Genomic DNA, 20,857 nt, shown 5'->3' on the forward strand with positions numbered 1-20,857 from the left:
GGCTGACACATTTGTGGCATCGCACCGCGCAGACGGCACACTGTCTCGGTCTGGCGGTGCCGCACGCTCAATCACGCATAACTCGGCAGTCGCGTACCCATCGTGGTGCAGCTCGACAGCCTGCCACCAAGTGCTCACGCAAGCTGGTCAGTCTGCACTTCATCAACCACGAAAAAGGCCGCGGGATTGCCGCGGCCTTCGCCTGTGATGTAGGTACATCGCGGAATTCGGGTCAGAGTACCCGACGCGCCTGAATGAACTTCTCGCTCCAGTAGCCGCTGGCCAGCGAATCCACGCGCACATCCTTGCCTCGGCTAGGTGCATGCAGGAACTTGCCGTCGCCGACCACCAGACCCACATGGTCGATGCGGCCACGCTTGCCGAAGAACACCAGGTCGCCTGCCCTGAGCGCGCTCGGATCTTTGATCAGTTCGGCAGATTCGTCGCGGGCGATATCTCGCGAGACGCGCGGCAGGTCGATGCCCAGTGCGGTCTTGAACACGTAGCCGACCAAGCCACTGCAGTCGAAACCTTCGGCGGACTCGCCGCCCCACGCGTATGGGGTGCCGAGTAGGGCCATGGCGCGTTGCAGGATCACCTGGACACGGCTGTCGGCCACTGCATTCTGGGCAGCGTTGGCCGCGCTCTGCGAAACGTCGTAATTGGCCAGCAGGCGGCTGAGGTCCCCGGCGAACATCGCAGAGCGGTCCATCAGCGGAATGGCGTCATTGGCAGCCAGGTGCGGAAGCAGCGCGGCCAGAGTTGCGGTGGCAGCGGCATCGGCGCGACCGTGGGTTGCTGCTTTATCAGTGGCGACGGCGCTGTCTGGCGTGGTCGTCTGCGGAGCGGATGGGGGGCTGTTGGCAGTCTGCGCCAGAACTGGAAGTGCGGCTAGCCAAAGAGCGGTGGCGCACAACAGGCGGAGCGGTTTCCGGGGCGGAAGAGGTGCGGCGCCAGTTTTGATCTGTTCGTCGTTCGTCACGCGGGAATCACACGTTTGCTGTCGATGCCAGATGATGCCCTGGTGAAAGAATTGTTACGTTCAAAAAAAGTTAGGTTTCCGTTTAATTACTTGTGGTGTGTGTCATGTTTCAACGTAAGACACGTTTGGACCCTGAATAATGGTCACGCCAGTAGGCGCCGTCCAGGAAATCCAGGCGGACTGTACCGCCGGTGTTAGGGGCATGCACAAAGCGGCCTTCACCGACATAAATGCCGACGTGGGTCACATTGCCTCTGGAGCCGAAAAACACCAGATCACCGCCAGCCAGTTTTTCCGGCGCAATGCGCGGACCCTGGACCGCAGCCAATTCGCGTGAGGTGCGTGGTAGCGACAACGCCAACATATCTTTGTAGACATAGATGACCAGCCCGCTGCAGTCGAAACCGGTTTCCGGCGTATTGCCACCGAACCGGTACGGGGTGCCGACCAGGCTCAGTGCGCGCATCAAGATGGTGTTCGCAGCGGCCGGGTCCGCCGGCGGCACTTGTGGCCAGACACGCGGGGCCGGTGGCGCAAAAGCGGCCGGACGACGCACCAGCGTCTGTGCGCACCCGCCCAGCAGCACGAACAGGCCCAGCAGCAAACTGGCCGCGGCGGCGCGATGGGCGCGGGCGGCGACAACTGGCGTGATATGCATGGAGCCGGGATAATTGGCGGTTGGAAAGGTCGCCATGATGGCGGCGCACCCGGCGGCAGACAAGCCGTCCTCAACCGTCTGCTACCGAGCAGACCATTTAGAGCCAGGCATGAAGATCGAAAAAGACAGCGTCGTCCGCTTCCATTACACCGTTTCCGAGATTGGCCAGGAGCCGATCGAGAGCTCCAAGGAAAGTGAACCGTTGGCGATCATGATCGGTCACGGCAACATCATTCCGGGCCTGGAAGCGGCCATGATGGACAAAGAAGCCGGCGAGAGCTTCAGCGTGGACGTCAAGGCTACCGAGGCCTACGGCGAATACCGCGAAGGCATGCGCCAGCGCGTACCCAAGAAGCATTTCGGCGCCACCAAGCTGGTGCCTAGCACCCAGGTCGTGCTGCAGACCAACTTCGGTCCGCGTGCAGTGACGGTGCAGAAGGTCGGCATGAGTGTGGTTGATGTCGACCTCAATCATCCGATGGCTGGCAAGGATCTGCACTTCGCTGTGGAGATCATTGAAGTGCGTGAAGCGACGCAGGAAGAGCGCGACCACGGCCATGTGCACGGTGATGGCGGTCATCACCACTGAGATCGGGCCATCCAGGCTGCTGCGCAGCTGCCTGGATGGCGGCGACGATGCTCGGGATTGCTGTGTACAGTCCTCGGATACTCCGATTCCCACACGCCGTCCTCGTTCACCTGATAGTCGCTCGCTCCGCTTTGCTGGCCACTGTGCATGATGGCTGTGCCCCTGACGGCCTGCCGCCTCGGCGGGCCGCTTGCGTTTTGCGGCGCGCGACGCCGCATCCTGTTGTCTGAGCCGTGATGACACAGCGCGATTTGCTGCCCATTGCCACGACCGAGCGCATCTTTGTGTTGGACGTGCTGCGCGGTTTCGCGCTGCTTGGCATCCTGCTGATGAATATCGAAGCCTTCGTCGGCCCGCTCGATCTGGCCTCGACCGGCGTGGAGCCGCATTGGCACGGCGCCGATCGTATTGCCGATGCGCTGGTGTATGTGCTTGTGCAGGGCAAGTTTCATACGCTGTTTTCGTTGTTGTTCGGCATGGGCTTTGCGGTGATGGCGCAGCGCGCCGAGCAGGCCGGGCGCGCGTTTTTCGGCATGTACCTGCGTCGTACCGCCGGGCTGTTGGTGATCGGCCTTGCCCATGCATTGCTGATATGGTCCGGCGATATCCTGGTAGCCTATGCGCTGCTGGCGTTGCTGCTGCTGACGGCGCGCACGGTGCCAACGGTGACGCTGCCGTGGTTTGCCGCGTTGGTTTATCTCTGTGCGCCTGGTTTGATCCTGCTGTATGGCGCGGCACAGACGGTGACGCAGGCCGATCCGGCATATGCAGTGGAATGGAAAGCTGCGATGGCCGACGCCGCGCAACAAGCGGTGGCAAATGTGCAGGCGCAACGCGCCGCGTTCGGAAGTGGCACCTATCTGCAGGCCACGCTGCAGCGTTGGCATGACTTGCGGGAAGCGATGACCGGGCTCGGCATCAACGGCCCTGCCATGCTCGGCATGTTTGTGCTGGGCAGTTGGTTTGTGCGTAGCGGTGCGATCGCTACGCCTGAGCGCTTCCCACGCCTGTTTGCAACATTGCGCTACGGCGTGTTGCCGCTCGGCTTGGGTGCGATGCTGGTGAGTCTTGCGCTAGAGCCGTGGATCGATCCGGCACGTCTGGATTTGCGTCTTTCGGGTGCGTTCGCGTTGTCGCTGATTGCCGGGCCGCTGATGAGCCTGGGCTATGCAGCGTGGGTTGTGCGACTGGCACCGTACTTGGCTTGGCTTGCGCCGGCCGGGCGCATGGCATTGAGCAACTACTTGCTGCAGTCGTTGTTGTGTACATGGATTTTTTACGGCTACGGGCTGGGCTATTTCGAACAGTTGTCGCGGGTGTGGCAGCTGCCGTTTGCGCTGGCGCTGTTCGCGCTGCAGGCGGTGCTGAGCCAGCTGTGGCTGCGCTGGTTCCATTTCGGGCCGATGGAATGGCTGTGGCGCAGCGTGACTTATTTGCATCTGCCACCGATGTGGCGTGGCAGCGCGCGTGTTGGGTAGCGCGCACATGACCGGTGCACGTGTCGATGTGGTGGTGGTCGGTGCCGGCGCTATTGGTCTGGCTACCGCATTGGCACTGGTCGAGGCCGGTCGGCACGTGCGCATACTCGACGCCGGTGCGCTTGGTGCGGCTACCTCGTATGGCAACTGCGGCACCATTACGCCGAGTCATGCGCCGCCACTGGCGGCACCAGGCATGCTCGCGCAGGCGTTGAAATGGATGCTGACGTCGGATGCGCCGTTGTATATCCCACCGCGACTAGATCCTGCGTTGTGGCGCTGGTTACTGCGATTTGCACGGCGCTGCAATGCGCGCGACTGGCAGACCAGCGCGCAGGCGCGGGCGGCATTGTTGCGCGATGCACGCCACCGGTTTGATGATTGGGTCCAGCGTTATGCGCTGGATTGCGAATTCCGCAGCGACGGGCTGGACTACGTGTTTGGCGACGCGGGCCGCTTCGCGCAGTACCGCGAAGAGTGCACGGTGCTTGCGCAGTGGGGCATCCAGGCAGAGGTGATCGATGGCGCCGACTACGCGCGCCAGGATCCTGCGTTTCGCAGCGGCATCGCAGGAGCCATCCACTTCCCCGGCGATGCGCATCTGCGTCCGGAGCGCTACACCGCCGAGCTGGCGAGCGTGTTGCGGGCGCGTGGCGCTGCGATCGACGAGCACTGCCGCGTGGATGCGGTCTTGCCCGAAGCCCACGGTGCTTGCGTGCACACCCAGCACGGGCAGTTGCATGCGCGCGAGGTGGTCATTGCCACCGGTCCGTGGTCGCCAGTGTTGGCTGCGCAATTGGGCTTGCGCTTGCCGGTGCAGGCCGGCAAGGGCTATTCGATCACCTACAGCGCCCCATCGCTGATGCCGCGTCGCCCGGTGGTGTTGAAAGACCGCTGGGTGTTCGTGGTGCCTTGGCGCGATCGCTTGCGGATCGGCAGCACGATGGAATTCTCAGGGTACGATACGCAACTGAATCCCACACGTTTGGCTGCACTGGAACGCGCTGCGGCCGACTATTTACACGCGCCGGCCGGTCCTGCGGTGATCGAACGTTGGTACGGATGGCGGCCGATGACCTGGGACGATGTGCCGGTGTTGGGCGCGGTGCCCGGCCGTCCTCACGTTTGGCTGGCAGCCGGGCATGGCATGCTCGGCATCAGCATGAGCACTGCAAGCGGACAACTGATGGCTGACCTGATCACGGGCCGCGCACCTGCGCTTGACCCGCATCCTTACCGTGCGGAGCGCTTCGCATGAGTGCGCGTTACGATTATGACGTCGTGATTCTGGGCGGCGGCTCGGGCGGCCTGGCCGCTGGATTTCGCGCGGCCAAACATGGCGTGCGCGTGGCGATCATGGAGCCGAACGCGCTGGGTGGCACCTGCGTCAATCTTGGCTGCGTGCCGAAGAAAGCGATGTGGTTGGCGGCCGATCTGGCCGGCAAGATCGAGCTGGCAAGCGCGCTCGGTTTCGATGTGCCACGCCCGACGCTGGCCTGGCAGGAGCTGGTCACGCACCGGCAGGGCTACATCGCCAACATCCACGCAAGCTATCGGCGCCGCCTCAACGAAGATGGCGTGGTGCTGATTCCGCAGCGTGGCGTGCTGCAGGACCGTCATACCCTCATGGGCGGCGACGGCGTGCCGATTAACGCCGAGCACATCGTGATCGCCACCGGCGCGCATCCCTTGCGCCCGGAGGTGGACGGTGCCGAGCACGGCGAAGTCTCCGACGATTTCTTCAATCTGTGTCATGCGCCTGCGCATGTGGCGATTGTGGGTGGCGGCTATATCGCTGTGGAAATTGCTGGTCTGCTGCAAGCGCTTGGCAGCCGCGTGCATTTATTCGTGCAAGGCGATCGTTTGCTGGAGCGCTTCGATGCCGAACTGACGTTGCAGTTGGCCGATAACCTGCGTCATCTGGGTGTCCGTCTGCATTTCGGTTTCACCACCACCGCTCTGGAGCGCGATGCGCAAGGCGCGCTACGTGTGCACGGTCGTCCGGCACACACCAGCGAGCAGGGCAACGACGTATTCGACAAGGTGTTCTTTGCCGTGGGCCGACGTGCCAACAGTGCCGGGTTAGGCCTGGAAACGGTCGGCGTTGCGCTCGGTGACAAGGGCGAGGTGTTGGTGGACGATGGACAGACCACCGGCGTGCCGAACATCCATGCGATCGGCGATGTCGCTGGCAAGGTGGGACTGACGCCGATAGCGATCGCTGCGGGTCGCAAGTTGATGGATCGTTTGTTTGGCAATCAACCTGATGCGCGCATGGACTATGAAGGCGTGCCCAGCGTGGTGTTTTCGCACCCGCCGCTCGGGCATGTCGGGCTCACCGAAGAACAGGCGCGCGCGCGTTACAACGGAGCGGTGCGTGTCTATCGCAGCACCTTCCGGCCCATGTTGCATGCACTGGCCGCCGCATCGCAGCGCAGTCTGTTCAAGCTGGTCTGCGTGGGCGAGGAAGAACGCGTGGTTGGTATACACCTGATAGGCGAGAGCGCCGACGAAATGCTGCAGGGCTTCGCCGTGGCAGTGAAGATGGGCGCGACCAAGCGCGACTTCGACGAGACCGTGGCGATTCATCCCACGTCGTCTGAAGAGATTGTGTTGATGCATTAATGTTGTAAGTGCGGTGGGCAGGCGAGGGATTCGCAACTCCCCTGGCACCGTGTGCTGCGCAGCGATGGCCGAATCGCCTTGCCCGAAGGCTCGTCCGGTTACCGCAAGCAATGTCAGCGCCTGCGCTGCGAAGGCCTGCTGCAGGTCGAGCAGGGACGTGTACGCTGCGCCGGCGCCGCGCAGCGGCTGGATGCCGCCGTGTGGGGGCCTTCATAAGCCTGCCGTTATGATGCCTGGGATTACGAAGGATGCCGTCATGCCCCAACTGCCGCCCGTCACCAAAGCGTTGTTGATCGCCAATATCGGCGTGTTCCTGTTGCAATGGGCATTGGGCGATCTGGGCGCGGCGTTGCTGCCGTCAGACGCCGCGCTGTCATCGCTGATGTTGTGGCCGATCTCCAGTGGCTTCGATGCGTTCTCGCCCGGCGCCAGCTTCATGCCGTGGCAACTGCTGACCTATGCATTTCTACATGGCAGTTTCAACCATCTGTTCTTCAACATGCTGGCGCTTTTCATGTTCGGCGCAGCGCTGGAACAGACCTGGGGCCAGAAGCGTTTTCTGACCTACTACCTGGTGTGCGTCGCCGGTGCCGGCGTGTGCCAGCTGTTGATGGCCTGGTTCACCCAGAGTGGTGCGCCGGTCGTGGGTGCCTCGGGTGGCGTATTCGGCCTGTTGCTGGCATACGGCATGTTGTTTCCCAACCAGCGGGTCATGCTGCTGTTTCCGCCGATCCCGATGAAGGCGCGCACGTTCGTGATCGTGTTCGGTGCGATCGAATTGTTCCTGGGCGCGACCGGCTGGCAGCCGGGCGTGGCTCACTTTGCCCATCTGGGCGGCATGCTGTTTGGCTGGTTGATGATCCGCTACTGGCGCGGCCAGTCACCGTTCGGTGGCAGCGGCGGCAAAAAAGGGGGCGGCAAAGCTCGTAAGCCGCCGCTGCGGGTGGTGCGTTGAGCTAGGTCAAGACAGCAGCAAGTCTGAGTGATCCGCAGTAGCGGCCTTGGCCGCGATGAGGCTGTATCGATAAGCCCTCGCGGCCTAGGCCGCTCCTACGAGGAATGGGTTAGGCGCGTTGTTGCTAGACAGCCCTGACGCGACATGCAGACAAAGAAAGAGCGCGGACTCCGCGCTCTTTCTTTATTGCTCATGACTCTCTGTTTCTATCAATCAGCGCCAGATCTGCAGCTTCTCGGCATCCACGCGCTGCATTGGCTCCCCTGGCTTACACCTGAAAGCAGCCCCGAATTCGGGTAGGTTGGACAGCGGGCCGTTGGTGCGCCACTGGCCCGGTGCGCGGATGTCGGCGCTTGCGCGTTGCACTGCTTCGTTCGGCGACAACTGCTGTGCCCACAGGCCGGCCCAGGCAGTGAAAAACGCCTGCTTGTCCGCTTGGGTAGCCGCCGGCTGCGCCTTGATGAAGGCTTGCCAGGCCAGTTCGATACCGGCCAGGTCGGCCAGGTTTTCTTCGGCGGTCTGCGCGCCGTTGACCTTGACGTTGGGCACGCCGGGGTACGGGTAGGCGGCAAACTGGTCGGCCACCTTGCCGGTCAGCAGTGTCCAGCTGGTCTTCTCGGCCGGCGTCCACCAGTTGCGCAGCTCGCCCTTGGCATCGACCAGCGAACCCTTGGCATCGATCGCACGGGTGATCTCGTGTGCGACCAGCGCACCGTAAGCGCCGTACTGCACGGCCGGGGTGCTGCCGGCGGTCAGAACCGGAGCCTGCAAAACGGCGGCGGTGACGATCAGGCGGTTCTGCGCGATGTCGTAGACCACCGCCGGCTGCTGCGGCAGTACGTCCCAACGACGGTCGGCGTTGCCCCTGCCGATGCGCTTCATTTCCTCGTGGTGACGCCAGGTCGAGGCGATCAGCATGTTGCCGCCGAAGCTGCCACGGCCCATCGGCTGCACGGTGTAATCCAGATCGCGACGTGGCGCGCCGACTTCGATCTTCATCGCAGCCAGCTTGGCCTTGGCTTCAGCAATCACTTCGCCGTTGCCCCAGCCAGTGCGCTCCAGCGCGGCCAGTTGCGCGTCGCGCACCTGCTCGGCGATGGCTTCGGCCTGGCGGCGGGTGTCGCTGCTCAGGTAACGCGCCACATATTCGCGACCGAGCATCGGTCCGGCGGCGACGTTGATCGCTTCCAGCACCTGCTGCCAACGCTGCGGCGGCAATGCATCGCCACGCAGCAGACGGCCGCGGAACTGGTACTCGGCATCGTGGAAGCTCCTGGAAAGGTACGGCGCCATCGCATCGCCCACGCGCCAGCGCAGGTAAGCCTTCCACTGTTCCGGCTTGATGCTGACGATCATGCTGTCGAGCTGCTTGAACATGTCCGCGTCGGCCATCGACACCAAGTCGTCCTTGACGCCTTGGGCTTCCAGGAAGTCGGCCAAGCGCAGGTTCTTGTACTGCTTGGTCAGCTCCTTGGTGGTGATCGGAGCGTAGTTGTTGAACGGGCTGTTGATGCCCCCCACCGACTGCGCGTTGCGTGCCAGTGCGGTTTCGATCTGCAGTACGGAGACGGCATCGGCTTCCAGCTTGTCGGCCGGGGTTCCTGTCAACGCCAGCATTTGCTTGACGTAGCTGCGGTAGCGGCCCATCAGCGCTTGGGTGTCGGCATCGGTGCGGGTGTAGAAGGCCGGGTCGGGCAGACCCATGCCGCCCTGCATGAAGTAACCGATGTGGCGATCCAGCGCCTTCAGGTCCACGTCCGGGCCGAAGTTGAAGCCGACCGGGATACCGACCTGATGCAATGCGGCGATTGAAGCTGCCACATCCTTGGCCTTCTTGATGGCGTCGATGCGCGAGAGCAAGGGCGCGATGGGATTGGAGCCGTCTTTTTCGACAGACGCTTCGTCCAGGCCGCTAGCCCAGAAGTCGCCGAGCAGTGTCTGCACGTTGCCCTGCGGCGCCTTCGTCCACGCGTCCAGCAACTCGCGCTGCTGCTGCAGGGCGCGCTCGGACAGCTGGCCTAACGCAGTGACGGCGCCGGCCTGCGGCACCGGGTTGCTCTTGAGCCAGCCAGCGTTGGCATCGGCGTAGAAATCGGTGCAGGCTGCCGACACAGTCGGAGCCTTGGGAGCGGCAGCGGCCTTCTTCTTGCGCGCCGCGTCGGCGTCGGGGGCGGACAGCAGCGTGATCAGGCTGAAGCTAAGAGCGAGGGCAAGCGGACGAATGGTGGGCATTGAGAAAAAGGGTGCCAAATTAAAGTCGGCGGAGTTTAGCAAGGCTGCGCGTCGTGCAGGCGGGCGCGAGCTGCGGTTCGTCTTCGGTGCTGGCCGCCTGCATGAACGCACAGGCCCGCGAGTGCGGGCCTGTGCGTTGTCAACGTGCTGGTGGAAAGCGATTGCAACAGATTTAACCGATCAGCACTTACCAAATCACAACGCGGTTTTTCTCGGGACGCACCATCGCATCGCCTGCCTTGCACGAGAACGCGGTGGCGAATGCCGGCATGTTAGACGGTGCACCGATGGCGCGGAAGTTCGACGGTGCGTGCGGGTCGGTCTTTAGAAGCACCACCGCATTTTCCGGCGTGACGTTGCGGCGCCATACCGTGGCCCAGTTGAGGAAAAAGCGTTGATCGCGTGTAATGCCGTCAGTCTTGGGGTCGTCCTTGCCGGCGGTGGCGGTCTTCATCGCGTCATAGGCGGTGTTGAGGCCGCCCAGGTCGGCGATGTTCTCGTTCAGGGTCAGGTCGCCTTTGACCTTATCGCCAGCCGGGGTGCGATAGCCGTCGAACTGCGCAATCAACTTGCCGGTGCGTGCCTTGAACGCAGCCCGATCCTTTTGCGTCCACCAACCCGGATCGGCGATGAAGTTGCCATCGGCACCGAAACGGCTGCCCTGCTCATCATAGCCGTGGGTCATCTCATGCCCGATCACTGCGCCGATGCCGCCGTAGTTCACTTCCTCCGGCGCATTCGGGTCGAAGAACGGCGGCTGCAGAATGGCGGCCGGGAACACGATCTCGTTTTGTAGCGCGTTGTAGTAGGCGTTGATCGTCTGCGGGCTCATGCCCCATTCGGTCTTGTCCACCGGCTTGCCGATCCTGGACAGATTCCACTTGTAGTTGTACTCGGTCGCCGCCATCACGTTGCCCAGGTAGCTGTCGCGGCTGGTGTTCAAGCCGTTCCACTCGCGCCACTTCTCCGGGTAACCGATCTTGGGCGTGAAGCTTTCCCATTTGGCGATCGCCTGGGCCTTGGTTTCCGGGCTCATCCAGTCCAGCTTTTCGATGCGGGCCCTCAGCGCGGTGCGCAGATTGGTCACCAGCGTTTCCATCTTGGCTTTTGAATCGGCTGGGAAGGCGACCTTGACGTACATCTGGCCCAGCGCCTCGCCGGCCTGGTCATTGACCGTTGCCAGCACGCGCTTCCAGCGTGGCTTGATTTCCTTCTGGCCGCGCATGGTCTTGTTGTAGAACGCAAAGTTCTCATCGACAAACGGCTGGCTGAGGAACGGCGAGGCGCCATCGACGGTGTGGAAGCGCAGATATGCGCGCCAGATCGCCGGGTCGGTATCGGCGATCATCTTGCTCACTTCCTGATGGAAGGCCGGGATCGCCAGCGAAAACATCTCCGGCGTGGTCACGCCCTGCGACTTGAAGAACTCGGTCCACGACCAGTTCGGCGTCAGCTTGTCGGCATCGGCGGGCGAGATCGGGTTGTAGGCCAGCGAAGCATCGCGCGATAGCTGGGTGCTGGTCTTGGAGACCTTGGCCAGACGGGTTTCGAACGCGACCACCTGCGGGGCCTGCGCGGCGGCGGCGGCCGCAGCCATGCCAGAAAGCTCCAGCACCTTGGCCACGTGCGCCTGATAGGCATCCAGCTTGGCCTTGTTGGTGGGGCTGGTGTAGTACTCCGGATCCGGCAGACCCAACCCACCCTGCATGGCGTAGGCGATGTCTTGGCTGGACTTCTTGAAGTCCGCCTCGGCGCCAAAACTGAAGAGTTCGTTGTTGCCTTTGGCGGCGCTGCTGCGCAGGTAATCGACCAGTTTGGCCTGGTCACTGATGGCGTCGATCGCGGCCAGCTGGGGCTTCAGCGGCGCGATGCCCTGCGCGTTGATCTTGGCTTCGTCCATGCCGGTGGACCACAGGTCGCCGACGATCTTCTCCACGCCAGTGGCGCTGGTGTCGGCCGCGGCCTGTTCGACCAGTTGCTGCTGGACCGCATTGGAACGCTCATCGAGTATTTCGAATGTGCCCCAGCCGGTGCGATCGCCCGGCACCGGGTTGGCCGCAAGGAACTTGGCGTTGGCGTAGGCATTGAGGTCGGTGCAGGCGTTGCCGTTGGCATCCAGATCGGCTGCAGTGAACTGGTTCAGCGCCGGTAGCTTGCTCTGATCCAGCGTCAGCGTCTTGGGCGCAGCGGGGGTGGTCGCTGCGGTGTCGGCTGCGGGAGCGGCCGACGCGCTGTCTTCGGACTTCTTGCAACCGCTCAGTGCGGCGGCCACGGCCAGGGTCAACGTCAATAAACAAGGTTTACTAATCACAAAGGACTCCAGAAGCATCAATGGGAAGCCCGTTGCCAGGCCCGTGGCAGGCACTCTACGCCTCGCCAGCTGGATGGCATGGTGTCGAAGGTCATGGGTGCGGAGTGTGTAGACGGGCTGGCGTAAGGTTGGTCTGGTGTGCGTTTCGAAGTGCGCAGCGCAGGTCGTGCTAGGCCTCTTCGGTTTGGGCAGTGCGGCTCTGAGCAGAGTTCCAGGCCAACATTGCCTTTGTGGGTGTGGGCGAGTGGACAGATGTCGCAAGGTCGCTACCGCCCAAGTCGCCGGTGTGTGCAAGCGGTGCTATATACAAGCGCATGCCCATCACCAACAGACCGTTGGATGCACTGATCATCGGCGCCGGCCACAATGGCTTGGTCTGCGCTGCGTATTTGGCCAAGGCCGGCAAACGGATACTGGTACTGGAAGCGCGTGAGGTGGTCGGCGGCGCGGCGGTGACCGAAGAGTTCTACCCGGGATTCCGCAATTCGGTGGCGGCGTACACGGTGTCGTTGCTGCAGCCCAAGGTCATCGCCGATCTGGCGCTGGAACGCCACGGCTTGCGTGTGGTGCCGCGCCGCCTCAATAACTTTCTTCCGTTGCCCAATGGGGAGTATTTGCTGGCCGGTGCAGGACGCACGGCACAGGAAATCGCCAAATTTTCTGCACGCGATGCTGCGGCATTGCCGGCCTACGAAGCGCGTCTGGAACAATTGGCCGACGTGTTGCGGTCCTTGGCGTTGCAAGCGCCGCCGAATGTGACCGATGGTGGATGGCTGCGGGCATTGCCGCAGCTGTGGCGCGCGGGTAAGGTCGGCCTGCAGTTGCAGGAATTACCGCTCGCGTTGTGGCAAGACTTGCTCGACCTATTCACGATTTCCGCCGCCGAGTATCTGGATCGCTGGTTCGAAAGCGCACCAATCAAAGCGCTATTCGGCTTCGACGGCATTGTCGGCAATTACGCCAGCCCCTACACGCCGGGCACGGCCTACGTGTTGTTGCATCACGTGTTCGGGCAAAGCAACGGCGTCAAAGGCGCCTGGGGTCACGCCATTGGCGGCATGGGCGCGATCACCCAGGCGATGGCCGCAAGCGCGCGCGAATATGGCGTGGAAATTCGCACTGGCTGCGCAGTCGACCGGGTGCTGGTGGAGCAGGGGCATGCAACAGGTGTGGTGACTGCCGATGGCAAGACGATTCGCGCCGGTAACGTGGTCGCCAACGTCAATCCTAAATTGCTTTATCAGCGGCTGATGCGGTCAGAGGATGTGCCAGAGGCAACGCGCGAACGTATGGCGCAGTACCGTTGCGGATCTGGCACGTTCCGCATGAATGTTGCGCTCTCGCATCTGCCTGACTTCACTGCATTACCCGGTGCCGGCGACCATCTCACCGCCGGCATTATCCTGGCCCCGAGCCTGGACTATATGGATCGCGCATGGCATGACGCGCGTGCAGTCGGATGGTCGCGCGAACCGGTGGTCGAACTGTTGATTCCCAGCACCTTGGACGCCACGCTGGCGCCGCCCGGCCAACATGTCGCCAGTCTGTTCTGTCAGCACGTCGCACCGCAGCTACCGGATGGCAGGCACTGGGATGACCATCGCGAGGAGGTCGCCGATCTGATGATTGCAACAGTAGAGCGCTACGCACCCGGATTCGCGGCATCGGTGTTAGGCCGACAGATTCTCAGCCCGCTCGATCTGGAGCGCATCTTTGGACTGGTCGGTGGCGACATTTTCCACGGCGCGCTCAGCCTCAATCAACTCTTCAGCGCACGCCCGATGCTGGGGCAGGGCGCGTATCGCGGTGCGATTGCCGGGTTGTATCTGTGCGGCTCAGGCACCCATCCCGGTGGTGGTGTGACTGGAGCGCCGGGGCACAATGCGGCGCGGGTGATTGTGCACGGCTGACTCAGGCGGCGCGACGGCTCCCAAGAAAAAGCCCTGGAAGTACCGGGGCGAAAGTGCATTTGAATGGGGTGTCGAAGGCGCGGTGGAGGTGCTTTCGACACCCGTGCGATTGCGATCAAAAATCGTATGACGCAGTCAGACGCATGTAGCGCGGCTGGTTGTAGCTCCAAGCTTCGGTGCCGAGCCCATAGGTGTTGGACACGGTCCGGCGGCTGGTTTCGTTGGTGCTGGATACGCGATTGACCGAGCGGTCGTTCAGCACGTTGAAAACATTCAGCGCAAACGCCAGCTTGTGATCGGCGAAGGCTGGACGATAGGTGACGCCCAGATCCAGATTCTTGATCCAAGGGGTCTCGCCAGCGCTGCCCGTAGGCACCGGCTGGCCGTAGCAGTAGTGATACGACGATCCATAACCGACCGGGTCGTAATCTAGCTCTGCGGCGTCAGGTCCGGCGTAATAGCCCAGGCAGGACTTCGGCGTGCCGGACATGACCCGTACCGTAGCCGATGCCAGCCACTCAGGAGTGAACTCATAGGCGCCAAACGCTTTCAACTGATACCGACGGTCGTTGGCCAGATTGCCGCCTGCGAAGTACATCAGTGGCGCCGCATCCCAATCCTGGGTCTTGGAGATGTCGGCTTGCTCAAGGTCTGACTTCACCTGTCCTTCGGTGTTCCCGTATAGGTGCGACCAAGTGTAGTCGACGCGGCCATACCACTTTTCGTCGAAGGGATGCTCGATGAACAGGTCCACGGCGACGTAGTTACGTTTGGCCTTGTCCGTAAAACCCCAATCGGACTGCGACATGCGCAACTGGGTATATCCAGAGCCATCGGTGTTGGGAAGGTTGTAGGTATTGGTCTCGCCAGGGTTGAACATGACGCAACCAGGAATGGTCACGCTACTGGCATCGCCGCCTGCTGCCTCGAGCGTATCGGACATACGGCCCAAATCGCAGACATCATCGATCGCAGTCTGCAGTTTGCGATACGTGACTTTGGCGCCTGAATTCCATTTCTCGCCCAGTGTCTTTTCGAATCCGATCAGGAATTCGTCTTGATACTGCGACTTCAGATCGCTTGGAGCAAACGAGTTCGGATCCGGCGCCTGGCCATATTCCCCGTTGGAAGAAACCGGGCCGGGACCGAGTGCAGTCAGACCGGTCGGCTCACCATTTGCATCGATCCCCGAGTAAGTGAAGTACTCATTGGTGAACGTCGAAGCAGACGCTCCTCGGATGGCAACCTGATTGGGTAAGGCCAGATAGTAGCGGCCGAGGTTGGCGAAGACTTTGAATGAAGAGTCGCCAAATACATCCCAGCTGACGCCCACGCGTGGGGCCCACTGGTCGCCGCTGTCCACGTAGGCCACGTGATCGCTGTTGAAGTTGGTGAACTTGTCGTTACGGATACCCAGCGTGAGCAGCCAGTTATCGCTGACCTGCCAACGATCTTCGAGATAGTAGGCCTTCTGTTCAACGGACATGCTGGTAGCCGTTGTCAATACGCGGCGGTTCACGAAGTAGCCTTCGCCGCCGGACGGACCAACTCCGAGCGCACCATTAATCGGTTCGCTCGGGTCGTTTTGACTACCATAGATCCAGCGATAGCCTGGCCCGCTGGTGAAGACGCCTTCATCGTAGGCGTTGAAGTACATATTGTCTACGCCAGCGGTCAGGTCATGGTCGCCCAGACGGTAATTCAACTCCAGGCGAAGATTGCGGCTCTTGTTGATCGGGTCGCGCGCTTTGACTGTGGTGGTAGCCTGCCCATTGGTTATGCGCCTGCCGCCGGTGATCGCAGGATCCTGCAGATTCGCGCTTGCGATGTTGGGTAGTGCCGATGCGCCTAGATTCCACTGCTGGTTATGCTGGGTATCGCGTCCCCAGATCGCATTCAAAGTCAGGTCATCGGTGATGTAACTGGTAAATTTCAGAATATCGACGCTGTCCTTGAGCTTGTACGTATCTGTAAACAACCCGGACGGACCCCGGTCCGTGTAAGAAGCATAGTCGTAGTTGCTGTAGACACCGGAGCGCCGATCGGTGTTCTCGATTCGTGTGTAATCGAGGATATTACTGTCGTTGATATTCCAGTCCAGCTTGCCGTAGAACTTCGGCGAACTGTTGTCGTAATGGCTACGTCCCTGATCTGCCGCCGCCGTCGCGATATTGGTGGTCGCGCCGTCCACCTTGTTGGATTCGCCAGCCACGAATAGGAATAGACGATCTTCGATCAGGGGCCCGCCTGCATAGGCGCTATAAACTGTCCTGTTCTGCAGATCGCCTTTACCACGACGGTAAATCGTCCCTGGCAGTTGATCATCTTCATATCCATAATCGGCCGGAAGCGTGCTATTGGGATACCACGCATCGCCACGCGAGCTTGCCAGCGATTTGGGTTCCCACACCGCCTGAGCGCCAAAGTGCCACTCGTTGGTGCCGCGCTTGCCCACCTGGCTGATGACGCCGCCAGTCGAGCGGCCGTACTTGGCGCTGTAGCCACCCGTATAGGTTTCCTGCTGGTCGATCGCACCATACGGAAGGCTGAGGCCGCCGAGGTTGTTGAATGGATTAGTGACGTTGACGCCATTAATGTAATAAGCGTTTTCCGTCACACTGGCTCCGCCGAACGAAATGGTGGAACGCGAACCATTGTTGAAAGCGCCGCTTCCGGAGATCGCACCTGGCGCCAGCAACGCAATCGCTTCCGCACTGCGTCCCAGCGGTAGTGTTGTCAGCTGTTCGGAGGTGATGACCGAGCGCGAGCTGGTGGAGCTGACGTCGATCTTCGGTACGCTAGCTGCGGTGACCGTGATCGCACCCAGCGTTGTCGCATCCGCGTTGCCTGCGGCGCTCGCACCGGCAAACGACACTTCAGTACCCGAGCCGACGCGTAACTGTACGTTCTTGCGGGTGTCGATGACCTGATCGCCGCGACGCAAGGTGACGGTGTAGGCACCAACCGGTAATGAGCCGAGGTTGTAGCAGCCATCTGCGTCGACGGTGATCGTGCGGCTGAGGCCGGTTTCGCTCTGCACGACGATGGTGCTGCCGGCTTCCGAGGGAGCGCTACCATAGATGCTGCCGGTCGTGCTTTGTGCGTAAACCGCGCCATTGGCGAGACAGGCGCCCAGCACAACAGCCAGAGCGGTACGCTTGAGGGCGTGGCGACGAAATTGATTGCTCATTCCTGACCTTTTAGCTGGGTATCGGGAGACTTGGCAGTCATCGGAAAGTCAGATGGCCTCAATTCGAAAGCAATAAATCTGTACTCTAGGTCGCAAGTGGTTTAAATGGTTTTTAATAAAACGACTGAGATCCGCATTGGATGTGTGGAACTGCGCACAACTTGACGGTCCGCACATGGATGCAGCGACAGGTTCCGTGACTATTCATTTTGTCACTGCGTAGGATTCGTGATCAAACCGAACCGAGCGCTGCAATTCGACCGTCGTAGCCGAAGATAGTTGAGTTCGATTTTTAGGTTTCATTAGAAATATTTGACACAACAAATGCTCCGGTTACGGGGGGCCTTTGTTGTGTAGCGTAACTCAGCAGGCTCAGAGGCTGACAATTGTCACCACGTAAGAACCGGCCGATGTTGTCATACAGACCGGACTAGGAGTCCGAGCTGAAGTAGTTGCGCGGGGGTTCTTGTCGAAGGCGTTGTCGATGCCGAGGTAGACATTGATCTTCGAGCCGGGGAACTAATCGCCGAACTGTGAAGTGCTGGTAGGTGTGCGAGCTGTTCTTGATCGGGCTGGCCAAGCCTGGGAGCGCCGTTGTAGCTCTCCTGGGTCACGGGCAGGTTGCCGTCTAGGTAGTCCATGTCTGCAGATGCGCGTGGACGAGTCGGTACACTGACGACCTCTTTGGCGCTGCGGTTGGTGATGCAGCTATCGCTGCCGCCGCAGCACACGACGAATCAGGCAGGCAATGACGACGATGGTGAAATGCGCTTTAAGTACGGCGATCGACCTTGCACAGGGCGCAATCGCATGATCGGCGAACGCAGGATTGCCGCACATGCAGTGCAAGGGGCGCTCGCGCCGCATCCGCGAATCCGCAACGTCATTGCGGTGGGGTCCGGCAAGGGCGGGGTGGGCAAGTCGACCACGGCGGTGAATCTGGCGCTGGCCCTGCGGCAACGGGGCGCGCGGGTGGGCGTATTGGATGCCGATATCTACGGGCCGAGCGTGCCGGCCATGTTGGGCCTGAGCGGCCGGCCGGACAGCCCGGACAACAAGTCGATCGAGCCGTTGCGTGCGTTCGGGATCGAGGCTATGTCGATCGGCTTGTTGGTCGATCAGGACACGCCGATGATCTGGCGCGGGCCGATGGCGACATCCGCGTTGACCCAGTTGTTCAACGACACGCTGTGGGGCGACCTGGATTACCTGCTGATCGATCTGCCGCCAGGCACCGGCGACATCCAGTTGACCCTGTCGCAAAAGATTCCGGTGGCCGGCGCAGTGATCGTCACCACGCCGCAGGACATCGCCACGCTGGACGCGCGCAAGGCCCTGAAGATGTTCGAAAAAGTCGAGGTGCCGGTGCTCGGTATCGTCGAAAACATGGCGGTGCACACTTGCAGCAACTGCGGTCACCGTGAGCATCTGTTCGGCGAAGGCGGCGGCGAGCGCATGGCCGCGCAGTATGGCGTGCCGTTGCTGGGGTCTTTGCCGCTGGAAATGGCCATCCGCGAGCAGGGCGATGCCGGTCACCCGATCGTGGTTGCAGCGCCCGAGTCGGCAGCAGCGCAGGCTTATCTGGTGGCCGCTGCGCGCCTGTCGGAGGAACTGAGCAAGCGTCCGCGCGCCAGTATCCCGATTTCGGCCTCGCTGCTGTAACGCGCTGGCCGGCCGTTGGTGCCGGCCGCTGCTAGAATTTGCCGTTTTCGCGCGGGCCGCCCGGCCCGCCGTCTTCCGTCTTCAAGGAACACCGCATGAGCATCAAGAGCGACCGCTGGATCAAGCGCATGGCCGAACAGCACGCGATGGTCGAGCCGTTCGAACCAGGCCAGATCAAGCACGACGCTGCCGGGCAGCGCATCGTCAGTTTCGGCACGTCCAGCTACGGGTACGACGTGCGCTGCTCGCGCGAGTTCAAAATCTTCACCAACATCAACTCCACGATTGTCGACCCGAAGCATTTCGACCCGGGCAGCTTTGTTGATATCGAATCGGATGTCTGTATCATCCCGCCGAACAGTTTTGCGCTGGCACGGACGGTGGAATATTTCCGCATCCCGCGCGACACCCTGGTGGTGTGCCTGGGCAAGAGCACCTACGCGCGCTGCGGCATCATCGTCAACGTGACCCCGCTAGAGCCGGAGTGGGAAGGCCACGTGACCCTGGAATTCAGCAACACCACGCCGTTGCCGGCACGTATCTACGCCAATGAAGGCGTAGCGCAGATGCTGTTTTTCCAGTCGGACGAAGTCTGCGAGACCTCGTACAAGGACCGCGGCGGCAAGTACCAGGGCCAGACCGGCGTGACCTTGCCACGCACCTGATGCAATGGCGCGGCCGTGGCCTTCGGCAGGTCGCGGTCGCTCTTTCGCGGTAGCGCAGGGTGGCGCGCGCCAGCTGCCATCAGCAATGCCTGCCACCCGACAGCGACCAGTGTGTCCGGATCGAAACGGGCCAGTCCAAGGTGGTCCAGCAAAAACAATATGCCCAACGTGAGCAGAAACAGGGCGGGAATCAGGCGATAGCGCATGGCGATATGCGCTTGTAGGTGCGAGGCCATGCTGGTTCCCGTGCCCGATTGCCTAGATCCCAGCTACTTCCCCTTCCCAAACAACATTCCAACGCCGCAAGCGACCAAGGCTGCCGGCCACCACGTAGCGATCAGCCGGCCCAGACTCACATTGGTCCAGCCCAGGTTATTGGCCAGAAACAGCAGGCCGACGAGGATCAGGATCAGCGCGGCGACGACATTGGATTTCATGCGAAAGGGTAGTTGAAAGACGGGTGCCTATCGTAGCCGCTGCGCCCACGCAGCGACATGCTGTTGCAGCGCATCGGCTGCGAAGCGCTGCGCGCTGCCACTGCCCCAGACCGGTCCGGGCCAGGCGGCATCGCCGGGATGGCGGCCAACCAGATGCACGTGCAGCTGCCGCACGATATTGCCAAGTGCGCCGATGTTGAGCTTGGTCACCTCCGGGCCCACACGTAGCAGCTGCGAGAGCTGATTGATCTCGGCCAGCAACAGGCGCTGCTGGCCGCCATCCAGATCGATCCACTCGCTGACATCGGCCACCCGCGGTATCAGTACCAGCCATGGGAAACGGCTGTCGTCCATCAGCCGCACCTGCGACAGCGGCCCGTCGGCGACGAATACGCTGTCTGCGGCCAGCCGCGGATCGAGCCGGAAGGCGGTCGCGCCAGATGCAGGCTTGCTCGATGCGGGTTCGCTCATCCTAGATGCGCTTCGAAGAAGCCCAGGGTGCGCTCCAATGCGCGCTCGGCACTGTCGGCATCGAAGTGGGTCGGGTCGATGCTGCGGTTGAAGGCGTGTCCGGTCGGATACACGAAGGTCTCCATCTGCGGCAGCTTCTCGCGGTGGGCCTGGATCGCCTCGGGCGGAATGCTGGCGTCCTGTTCGCCGAAGTGGAACATCACCGGCGCCTTTGGGGTTTCGTCCAGCAGCTGGGTGTTGCGGCCGCCGTAATAGCTCACCGACGGCAGACCCAGGCGGATCGCCGACAGCAGCGCCACCGAGCCGCCCCAGCAATAGCCCACGGTGCCGACCTTGCCGGCGCGGGTCAGCAGAGTCGCTGCGCATTTGACCACGTCCACCGCACGCTCCAGGCCGACCGCATCGGCCAGGGCCAGGCCGCGCTGGACGCTTTCCTGGTCGTAAGGCAACTGCACGTCTTTTTCTTCCAGATCGAAGAAGGCCGGCGCCAGCACTTCGTATCCGCGGGCGGCGTAGTCATCGGCCACCGCACGGATATGTTCGTTGACACCGAAGATCTCCTGGATCACCACCAGGCCGCCGCGCGGGCTGGAAACGGGCGTGGCGTGCCAGGCGGCGACTTGGCCGTCGGGGGTGTCGAGCGTGGTCCAGTGACCCATGGGAACTCCTGATGTTGTAGGGGAGGCGCATTA

The 20,857-nt window shown here is 61.9% G+C and carries 16 protein-coding genes and 3 pseudogenes; 9 read left to right on the forward strand and 10 right to left on the reverse strand.

Annotation, left to right across the window (positions count from 1 at the left end; genetic code table 11):
- Positions 1-232: 232 nt before the first annotated feature.
- Positions 233-982, reverse strand: a complete 750-nt coding sequence (locus PD885_RS07095; RefSeq protein WP_002814544.1) for a C40 family peptidase — start codon at positions 980-982, stop codon at positions 233-235.
- A 109-nt stretch (positions 983-1,091) separates the two neighbouring features.
- Complete coding sequence (locus PD885_RS07100; protein WP_002814543.1) at positions 1,092-1,703, reverse strand: C40 family peptidase; 612 nt, start codon at positions 1,701-1,703, stop codon at positions 1,092-1,094.
- A gap of 46 nt (positions 1,704-1,749) precedes the next feature.
- On the opposite strand from PD885_RS07100, the gene PD885_RS07105 reads away from it, so the two are divergent.
- The 6 genes and pseudogenes from PD885_RS07105 (at position 1,750) to PD885_RS07130 (ending at position 7,287) form a co-directional block, all read left to right on the forward strand.
- Positions 1,750-2,229: an FKBP-type peptidyl-prolyl cis-trans isomerase gene (locus tag PD885_RS07105; protein ID WP_002814541.1), complete on the forward strand. Its 480-nt coding sequence runs from the start codon at positions 1,750-1,752 to the stop codon at positions 2,227-2,229.
- A gap of 236 nt (positions 2,230-2,465) precedes the next feature.
- On the forward strand, positions 2,466-3,707 hold the full coding sequence (locus tag PD885_RS07110) for a DUF418 domain-containing protein (RefSeq protein WP_002814538.1): 1,242 nt from the start codon (positions 2,466-2,468) through the stop codon (positions 3,705-3,707).
- 7 nt (positions 3,708-3,714) lie between these two features.
- On the forward strand, positions 3,715-4,965 hold the full coding sequence (locus tag PD885_RS07115; RefSeq protein WP_088057107.1) for an NAD(P)/FAD-dependent oxidoreductase: 1,251 nt from the start codon (positions 3,715-3,717) through the stop codon (positions 4,963-4,965).
- Entirely contained in the window at positions 4,962-6,332 is a 1,371-nt protein-coding gene (gene gorA / locus PD885_RS07120; RefSeq protein WP_002814534.1) for a glutathione-disulfide reductase, read from the forward strand. Before PD885_RS07115 ends, gorA begins: the two co-directional genes overlap by 4 nt.
- 27 nt (positions 6,333-6,359) lie before the next feature.
- Positions 6,360-6,548, forward strand: a pseudogene (locus tag PD885_RS07125) (MGMT family protein); the annotation flags it as partial.
- Positions 6,549-6,588: 40 nt separating this feature from the next.
- Positions 6,589-7,287 carry a rhomboid family intramembrane serine protease gene (locus PD885_RS07130; RefSeq protein ID WP_002814531.1) on the forward strand — a complete coding sequence of 233 codons (699 nt, stop codon included), beginning with the start codon at positions 6,589-6,591 and terminating at the stop codon, positions 7,285-7,287.
- Positions 7,288-7,500: 213 nt separating this feature from the next.
- Here the strand turns inward: PD885_RS07130 and PD885_RS07135 are convergent, their stop codons facing one another.
- The gene (locus tag PD885_RS07135) at positions 7,501-9,519 is read right to left on the reverse strand and encodes a M13 family metallopeptidase (RefSeq protein ID WP_002814529.1); all 2,019 of its coding nucleotides are present in this window, start codon (positions 9,517-9,519) and stop codon (positions 7,501-7,503) included.
- Between the two features lie 187 nt (positions 9,520-9,706).
- Positions 9,707-11,848, reverse strand: coding sequence for a M13 family metallopeptidase (locus PD885_RS07140; protein WP_052032180.1), 2,142 nt, complete (start codon positions 11,846-11,848; stop codon positions 9,707-9,709).
- Positions 11,849-12,144: 296 nt separating this feature from the next.
- Here PD885_RS07140 and PD885_RS07145 point away from each other — a divergent pair, with 296 nt between their 5' ends.
- Entirely contained in the window at positions 12,145-13,740 is a 1,596-nt protein-coding gene (locus PD885_RS07145; protein WP_002814524.1) for a phytoene desaturase family protein, read from the forward strand.
- Positions 13,741-13,855: 115 nt separating this feature from the next.
- Here the strand turns inward: PD885_RS07145 and PD885_RS07150 are convergent, their stop codons facing one another.
- Positions 13,856-16,930 (reverse strand): TonB-dependent receptor, encoded by a 3,075-nt coding sequence (locus tag PD885_RS07150; protein WP_002814521.1) that lies wholly within the window; start codon positions 16,928-16,930, stop codon positions 13,856-13,858.
- 430 nt (positions 16,931-17,360) lie between these two features.
- A pseudogene (locus tag PD885_RS20575) lies at positions 17,361-17,586 on the reverse strand (hypothetical protein); the annotation flags it as partial.
- A 154-nt stretch (positions 17,587-17,740) separates the two neighbouring features.
- Between PD885_RS20575 and apbC the strand changes: the two are divergent.
- Positions 17,741-18,592, forward strand: a complete 852-nt coding sequence (gene apbC, locus PD885_RS07155) for an iron-sulfur cluster carrier protein ApbC (RefSeq protein ID WP_002814519.1) — start codon at positions 17,741-17,743, stop codon at positions 18,590-18,592.
- A gap of 95 nt (positions 18,593-18,687) precedes the next feature.
- Positions 18,688-19,257: a dCTP deaminase gene (gene dcd / locus PD885_RS07165; RefSeq protein WP_002814516.1), complete on the forward strand. Its 570-nt coding sequence runs from the start codon at positions 18,688-18,690 to the stop codon at positions 19,255-19,257.
- Positions 19,258-19,282: 25 nt separating this feature from the next.
- Here dcd and PD885_RS21980 read toward each other — a convergent pair.
- The 4 genes and pseudogenes from PD885_RS21980 to PD885_RS07185 all read right to left on the reverse strand — a co-directional run.
- Positions 19,283-19,463: pseudogene (locus PD885_RS21980) on the reverse strand (hypothetical protein); the annotation flags it as partial.
- Between the two features lie 63 nt (positions 19,464-19,526).
- A complete protein-coding gene (locus PD885_RS07175) occupies positions 19,527-19,694 on the reverse strand; it encodes a LiaI-LiaF-like domain-containing protein (protein WP_002814511.1) in 168 nt (55 codons plus the stop codon).
- 27 nt (positions 19,695-19,721) lie between these two features.
- Positions 19,722-20,165, reverse strand: a complete 444-nt coding sequence (locus tag PD885_RS07180) for an HIT domain-containing protein (RefSeq protein WP_002814509.1) — start codon at positions 20,163-20,165, stop codon at positions 19,722-19,724.
- Positions 20,162-20,824, reverse strand: coding sequence for a dienelactone hydrolase family protein (locus PD885_RS07185; RefSeq protein WP_002814507.1), 663 nt, complete (start codon positions 20,822-20,824; stop codon positions 20,162-20,164). The genes PD885_RS07180 and PD885_RS07185 overlap by 4 nt, the downstream gene beginning before the upstream one ends.
- Positions 20,825-20,857: the final 33 nt, after the last annotated feature.

Origin of the sequence: Xanthomonas fragariae (genome assembly GCF_900183975.1) — a bacterium.
Taxonomy (GTDB): Bacteria; Pseudomonadota; Gammaproteobacteria; order Xanthomonadales; family Xanthomonadaceae; genus Xanthomonas; species Xanthomonas fragariae.

Coding starts and splice junctions, on each gene's coding strand:
- PD885_RS07105 (WP_002814541.1), top strand. CDS start 1,750: ATGAAGATCGAAAAAGACAGCGTCGTCCGCTTCCATTACACCGTTTCC.
- PD885_RS07110 (WP_002814538.1), top strand. CDS start 2,466: ATGACACAGCGCGATTTGCTGCCCATTGCCACGACCGAGCGCATCTTT.
- PD885_RS07115 (WP_088057107.1), top strand. CDS start 3,715: ATGACCGGTGCACGTGTCGATGTGGTGGTGGTCGGTGCCGGCGCTATT.
- gorA (WP_002814534.1), top strand. CDS start 4,962: ATGAGTGCGCGTTACGATTATGACGTCGTGATTCTGGGCGGCGGCTCG.
- PD885_RS07130 (WP_002814531.1), top strand. CDS start 6,589: ATGCCCCAACTGCCGCCCGTCACCAAAGCGTTGTTGATCGCCAATATC.
- PD885_RS07135 (WP_002814529.1), bottom strand. CDS start 9,519: ATGCCCACCATTCGTCCGCTTGCCCTCGCTCTTAGCTTCAGCCTGATC.
- PD885_RS07140 (WP_052032180.1), bottom strand. CDS start 11,848: ATGCTTCTGGAGTCCTTTGTGATTAGTAAACCTTGTTTATTGACGTTG.
- PD885_RS07145 (WP_002814524.1), top strand. CDS start 12,145: ATGCCCATCACCAACAGACCGTTGGATGCACTGATCATCGGCGCCGGC.
- PD885_RS07150 (WP_002814521.1), bottom strand. CDS start 16,930: ATGAGCAATCAATTTCGTCGCCACGCCCTCAAGCGTACCGCTCTGGCT.
- apbC (WP_002814519.1), top strand. CDS start 17,741: ATGATCGGCGAACGCAGGATTGCCGCACATGCAGTGCAAGGGGCGCTC.
- dcd (WP_002814516.1), top strand. CDS start 18,688: ATGAGCATCAAGAGCGACCGCTGGATCAAGCGCATGGCCGAACAGCAC.
- PD885_RS07175 (WP_002814511.1), bottom strand. CDS start 19,694: ATGAAATCCAATGTCGTCGCCGCGCTGATCCTGATCCTCGTCGGCCTG.
- PD885_RS07180 (WP_002814509.1), bottom strand. CDS start 20,165: ATGAGCGAACCCGCATCGAGCAAGCCTGCATCTGGCGCGACCGCCTTC.
- PD885_RS07185 (WP_002814507.1), bottom strand. CDS start 20,824: ATGGGTCACTGGACCACGCTCGACACCCCCGACGGCCAAGTCGCCGCC.